This is a genomic window from Gammaproteobacteria bacterium, from assembly GCA_022450155.1.
Taxonomy (GTDB): domain Bacteria; phylum Pseudomonadota; class Gammaproteobacteria; order Arenicellales; family UBA868; genus REDSEA-S09-B13.
Window position 1 is genome coordinate 31,768 of the sequence record JAKUQR010000027.1, and the last position, 6,000, is coordinate 37,767.

Here is a 6,000-nt window from a genome sequence, read left to right on the forward strand (position 1 = left end):
ATTACTTTGATCTGGTACCCACAGACACGGGAGATATTGTTCTGATGTTCGGTAAATTTGCCACAAAGATTTTCGGCAGTCGCAACCAGAGAAATCTAAAGCGAATGGGCCGTATGGTTGATCTGATTAATTCGGCAGAAGAGCAGATAGCCGGGCTTGATGATGGTGAGCTGGCGGCCAAGACCGATGAGTTTCGTCGGCGCTCTGGCGAAGGTGAGAGCCCGGAAGACCTGATGTCGGAAGTGTTTGCGGTTGTGCGTGAGACGGCAAGACGTACTCTGGATATGCGGCACTTCGATGTGCAGTTGATCGGTGGCATGGTCCTGTACGAGGGCAAGATCGCAGAAATGCGTACGGGTGAAGGCAAGACCCTGGTTGCAACCCTGCCGGCGTATCTGACTGCTGTCTGCGGTGGGACTGTCCATGTAGTCACAGTGAACGACTACCTCGCAGCCCGTGATGCCGACTGGATGGGGAAAATCTACAAGTTCCTAGGTCTGACAGTGGGCGTGATCGTATCCGGGCAGGACCCTGAGTCTAAACGAAGTGCTTACGCGTGCGATATCGTTTACGGCACCAACAATGAGTATGGTTTTGACTATCTACGCGACAACATGGCATTCGGGATCGAAGACCGTGTTCAGCGTTCACTCGATTTTGCCATCGTAGACGAAGTGGACTCCATCCTGGTCGATGAGGCCAGAACACCATTGATCATATCGGGCTCGACCGAAGACAGTACTGATCTGTATGTGAAGATCAATCAGATCATCCCACGACTGGTGCGGCAGCATGAAGAAGAGGGTCCGGGTGATTTCTCTGTCGATGAGAAGAACAAGCAGGTCTTTCTGACTGAAGATGGCCACGAAAGCACCGAAACGTTGCTGCTCGAAGCAGGGTTGCTGGACGAGGGGTCGAGTCTCTATGACGTTGGCAACATCAGTCTGGTGCATCATCTGTATGCAGCACTGCGTGCCCACTCCTTGTTTCAGCGTGATGTTGATTACATCGTTCGCGACCGTCAGATCGTGATTATCGATGAGTTCACCGGACGCATGATGGCAGGGAGGCGTTGGGGGGAAGGCCTTCATCAGGCTGTAGAAGCCAAAGAAGGTGTTCCAATCCAGCACGAGAACCAGACCCTCGCAGCGATCACTTTCCAGAATCTGTTCAGGTTGTACGATAAGTTGTCCGGTATGACGGGTACTGCAGATACTGAAGCTGTGGAATTTCAACAGATTTATGGACTTGAAGTGATGGTCATACCGACCAACATGCTGATGATTCGCGATGATCAGCCAGATCTGGTTTATCGTACTCAGGGTGAAAAATTCAAAGCCATCTGCAGCGGTATAGAGCACTGTCGCGACAAGCAGCAGCCTGTTCTGGTGGGAACTGCCTCCATCGAAACTTCTGAGTATCTTTCGGGAATTCTCCGTCAGTCTGGCATTGATCATGAGGTCCTGAACGCGAAACACCATGAGCGGGAGGCCCGTATCATTGCACAGGCCGGTCAGCCAGGCGCTGTCACAATCGCAACGAATATGGCAGGTCGTGGAACGGACATCGTTCTGGGCGGTAACCTGGAGATGGAACTTTCCGACCTAGATGAGGGCCGGGAAGCCGACCGGGCGTCGATTCGCGAGCAATGGCAGCAACGCCACGAACAAGTGGTCAAGGCGGGCGGTCTGCATGTGCTAGGAACTGAACGCAATGAATCCCGCCGCGTCGACAATCAGCTTCGCGGTCGTTGCGGGCGCCAGGGTGATCCGGGATCGAGCCGGTACTATCTTTCCATGGAAGATAATCTGATGCGTATTTTTGGCTCGGAGCGCGTATCCGGGTTGATGGAGAAGATGGGTATGGAAGAGGGTGAGGCGATCGAACACAGTTGGGTGACCCGTGCAATTGAAAATTCTCAGAAGAAGGTGGAGGGCCGAAACTTTGATACCCGAAAACAACTGCTGGAATATGACGACGTCGCGAATGAGCAGAGAAAGGTGATCTACGAGCAGCGCAATCGGTTGATGGAGGTGGATGATATCTCCGACACCATTGGCATGGCACGTACCGAAGTTGTCAATGAGCTGATCGATGTTCACCTACCGCCCGAGAGTCTGGAGGAGCAATGGGATATCCCGAGCCTTGAGAAGGAAGTCGAGGCCCGTTTTGGACTGGCAATGCCCGTTGGTCAATGGCTGGCGGAAGACGACGCGCTTCACGAGGAGACACTCCGCCAACGAATCGAGTCAGAAGTAATCAGTGCCTATGAGCAAAAGGCTGCCGGTGTGGGTGAAGAGGTCATCCGACACCTCGAGAAGGCCATTATGCTGCGGGTTCTGGATGAACAGTGGAAGGACCACCTTGCCCAGATGGATCACCTGCGTCAGGGCATTGGACTCCGGGGATATGCGCAGAAGAACCCAAAACAGGAGTACAAACGCGAAGCCTTCGGGATGTTTACCGAGGTACTGGACCGGGTTAAGAACGAGACCATTGGGATTTTGTCGAAGATCCAAATACAGACCTCGGCCGAAGTTGAGGAGCTGGAGGTGCAGCGTCGCCGTCAGGGCGTAGATGGGCGTGAATACCTGCATCCCAGCGCCACAGCTGAACCTCTACCTACGCCGCACCCGGAACACCAGCCGAATGCTTTGGCACCGCAGTCCGGTCAGGCCGCTGCGGTGGCGACCCAGCCCTTTGTCCGTAGTGGACCCAAGGTCGGCCGCAACGCACCCTGTCCTTGCGGTTCCGGTAAAAAATACAAACATTGCCACGGCAAGTTGTGACAGTTACAAAGCTTTTCTGAGAGGGTTGACCGATTGCCTGACGTCTACAAGTCTCCGCTGGCGCCTCGGCGTTTCCCCCGCATACCGGAAGTGGCAGGTGTTCGACTGGCGGTTGTGGCTGCTGGGATCAAATATCGGCGCCGTAACGACCTGCTACTGGTTGCCTTGTCGCAGGGCACGACCGCTGCAGGGGTCTTCACCCGCTCCAGTACAGCATCGGCACCGGTGACCTGGTGCCGCGACAGCATCGCTTCAGGTCGGGCCCGTGCACTGCTGGTCAACAGCGGTAATGCCAATGCATTTACGGGTAGCCAAGGTATGCGCGATGTCAGGTGGTCTGCCCGGCGCACTGCCAAGGCACTGGCTTGCCGTCCCGGTGCGGTACTGGTCGCCTCAACCGGGGTGATTGGTGAGCCGTTGCCGGTGGATCGGATAGATACTGTGTTTCCCAGACTCGTCAGGGATCTGGGAAATGCGTCCTGGTATCAGGCTGCCCGGGCGATTACCACGACGGATACGTTTGCCAAAGGTGCCTATCGCCGGTGCCGGATCGGTGATACCGAAATCACGATTGCGGGCATTGCAAAAGGCTCCGGTATGATCGCCCCCGACATGGCAACGATGCTGGCTTTTGTATTTACGGATGCACGCATTCCAGCCGCTGTACTGAGATCTGTACACCGCGCAGCTGTTGACCGTTCTTTTAACTGCATTACTGTCGATAGCGATACCTCGACCAGTGACACTGCAGTACTGGCAGCAACGGGCCAGGCGCGTAACGCGGAGCCTGAAAGCATATCGGATCGAGCACTGAGAAACTTCAAGCAGGCGCTGCTGGAGGTTTATGTGGACCTGGCGACGCAGGTCGTGAAAGATGGGGAAGGCGCGAGCAAGTTCATCACCATCGACGTTGAGGGCGCCACCTCGGATACTGCTGCCCGCAAAGTCGGCCTCTCCATTGCTGAGTCGCCGCTGGTTAAGACGGCCATTGCAGGGGAAGATGCGAACTGGGGTCGCATCGTCATGGCAGTTGGCAAGTCCGATGCTCGGGTTGACCAGCAACTTCTGAGTGTCTCAATGGGTGGTGTCCTGATCGCTCACCGGGGACAGCGTGTTGCCGGTTATACCGAGTCAATCGTGGATCAGCACCTGCAGGGAAGCCATGTTCAGATCAGTGTGAATCTGGGATTGGGGCGTGGTCGTGCGCGAGTCTGGACCTGTGACCTGACCCACGAGTACATTCGGATAAACGCGGAATACCGGACCTGATACCCTGGGTGTAGTGCTGTACGGGCCCAGATTCCGTTGGCCACGAACTAATCGTTCGATTGTTCTGGCCCCCTGGCGAGTGCCAGGTAACGTTGGTGCAGGCGGTCGATTCGGGCATGAAGGTCATCGATCCCGCCGTCATTAATCAGCAGATCATCGGCTGCACGTCGCCGTTGTTCGTCTGAAACCTGCGCCGACAATATGGCGGTGATCTCGCTTTCTGTGAGGTCGCTTCGTGCCTGTATCCAGGTTCTGCGCCGGTCCTCGGATGCTTCGATCACCAGTATCCGGTCGTAACTCGCGTGTTGACCGGTTTCAATAAGAAGCGGGATCGAAAACAGGCAGTAGGGTGATTGGGTACGGCTTGCCGCCTCATTCATTCGCCGCCGGATCTCGGGGTGGAGGATCGATTCCAGTTGCTTACGGGATTCGGGATCACCAAACACTATGTTTCTCAAGGCGGTCCGGTCGAGGTTGCCGTCACGATCAAGCACCGAGTCACCAAAAACGTCCACGATCTTCTGGACAGCCGGTTCTCCAGCCTGTGTCATCTCATGTGAAGTCTCGTCAGCATCAATCACCGGTACGCCCAGTTTCCGGAAGTAATCACTGACTGTTGTCTTACCCGACCCGATGCCACCTGTTAATGCAATTCTCAGCATCGCGAACTCAACCCAGACCAGTAAACCGGAGATAACCATTGACCAGTTGTTGGCCAAAGAGCATCGCTATAAAGCCAGCCCCTGCAAGGTAAGGTCCGAAAGGCAGTGGCTGGCGGCTGTTCAGTCGGCCTGCTGTGATCATGCTGATGCCGACTGCAGCACCGACCACCGATGCCAGCAGGATGACCAGAGGCAGCATCTGCCAGCCGAGCCAGGCACCAAGGGTCGCCAGCAGCTTGAAGTCACCGTGGCCGAATCCGGTACGCCCAGTGATGAACCGGTATAGGTGATAGACGAACCACAGGGACAGATAACCCGCGACAGCACCGATGACCGCCGAATGAATGTCGCAGAATCCGCCTGCGAGATTGACCAGGAGCCCGAGCCAGAGCAGCGGCAGGGTCATGACATCGGGCAGCAGAAAATGATCGACATCGATAAACGTCAGTGCGATCAGAGTCCAGCTGAAGATTAGAGCCGGAACAAGCACTGAGCTGACGCCAAAGCGCCACATGACGACCAGTGTCACAGCTGCAGTGAATGCCTCGACTGCCGGATAGCGGATCGAAATCTGGGCCTGGCAGCTCGAGCATCGCCCACGCAGGATCAAGAAGCCCAGTACCGGTATATTTTCCCACCAGCGAATGACATGATTGCACGTCGGGCAATGAGATCGTCCCAGCACAATGCCTGGTGGTGGTTTCGCACTGACCTGGGAAGGGTCTGAGACTGCTTCAGCGGGTTGCCACTGATAGGCAAGGCGCGGCGGCAGGCGAATGATCACCACGTTGAGAAAACTGCCGACCACAAGGCCCAGTAACAGCCCCAGTAAGCCGCTGGTTGCGGGCATCTCGGTCAGAAGATCTAGGTATTCCACAGGCCAGACGCCCTCTGCGTTGCAAACACCAGAGGTCTAGACCACGGATGCCATCTTAAAGATGGGCAGGTACATCCCGATAACCAGCGTACCAACGATACCCCCCAGAACTACCATGAGCAGTGGTTCAATCAATTTACTCATGTTGTCTACTGCTTCGCGGACTTCACGTTCGTAAAAATCAGCGACCTTGTTGAGCATGTCTTCTATGGCGCCGGACTCTTCACCGGTGGTGGTCATCTGGATAACCATCGCCGGAAACAGGCCTGTATCCGCCATTGACGCTGATAACGATCGGCCGGTGCTGACGGATTCGCGGATGTTGCTGCAGGCGTTGCTATACACGCTGTTTCCCGTTGCGCCAGCCACAGAATTAAGAGATTCAACCAGGGGTATGCCAGAA

The 6,000-nt window shown here is 55.6% G+C and carries 5 protein-coding genes; 2 read left to right on the plus strand and 3 right to left on the minus strand.

Annotated features, from left to right (window positions below; translation table 11 throughout):
• The first annotated feature begins 44 nt into the window (after positions 1-44).
• Positions 45-2,789, plus strand: coding sequence for a preprotein translocase subunit SecA (secA, locus tag MK323_12810; protein ID MCH2483031.1), 2,745 nt, complete (start codon positions 45-47; stop codon positions 2,787-2,789).
• Between the two features lie 33 nt (positions 2,790-2,822).
• Positions 2,823-4,058 (plus strand): bifunctional glutamate N-acetyltransferase/amino-acid acetyltransferase ArgJ, encoded by a 1,236-nt coding sequence (argJ, locus tag MK323_12815; GenBank protein MCH2483032.1) that lies wholly within the window; start codon positions 2,823-2,825, stop codon positions 4,056-4,058.
• A 47-nt stretch (positions 4,059-4,105) separates the two neighbouring features.
• Here the strand turns inward: argJ and coaE are convergent, their stop codons facing one another.
• The 3 genes from coaE to MK323_12830 all read right to left on the minus strand — a co-directional run.
• Positions 4,106-4,720 carry a dephospho-CoA kinase gene (gene coaE / locus MK323_12820; GenBank protein ID MCH2483033.1) on the minus strand — a complete coding sequence of 205 codons (615 nt, stop codon included), beginning with the start codon at positions 4,718-4,720 and terminating at the stop codon, positions 4,106-4,108.
• A gap of 7 nt (positions 4,721-4,727) precedes the next feature.
• The gene (locus MK323_12825; GenBank protein ID MCH2483034.1) at positions 4,728-5,570 is read right to left on the minus strand and encodes an A24 family peptidase; all 843 of its coding nucleotides are present in this window, start codon (positions 5,568-5,570) and stop codon (positions 4,728-4,730) included.
• Between the two features lie 63 nt (positions 5,571-5,633).
• A partial coding sequence (locus tag MK323_12830; protein MCH2483035.1) for a type II secretion system F family protein occupies positions 5,634-6,000 on the minus strand: 367 nt, incomplete at its 5' end.

Excerpts from the sequence above, each read along its gene's own strand:
- coaE (MCH2483033.1), bottom strand. The coding sequence starts at position 4,720 with ATGCTGAGAATTGCATTAACAGGTGGCATCGGGTCGGGTAAGACAACA.
- secA (MCH2483031.1), top strand. The coding sequence starts at position 45 with ATGTTCGGTAAATTTGCCACAAAGATTTTCGGCAGTCGCAACCAGAGA.
- MK323_12825 (MCH2483034.1), bottom strand. The coding sequence starts at position 5,570 with ATGCCCGCAACCAGCGGCTTACTGGGGCTGTTACTGGGCCTTGTGGTC.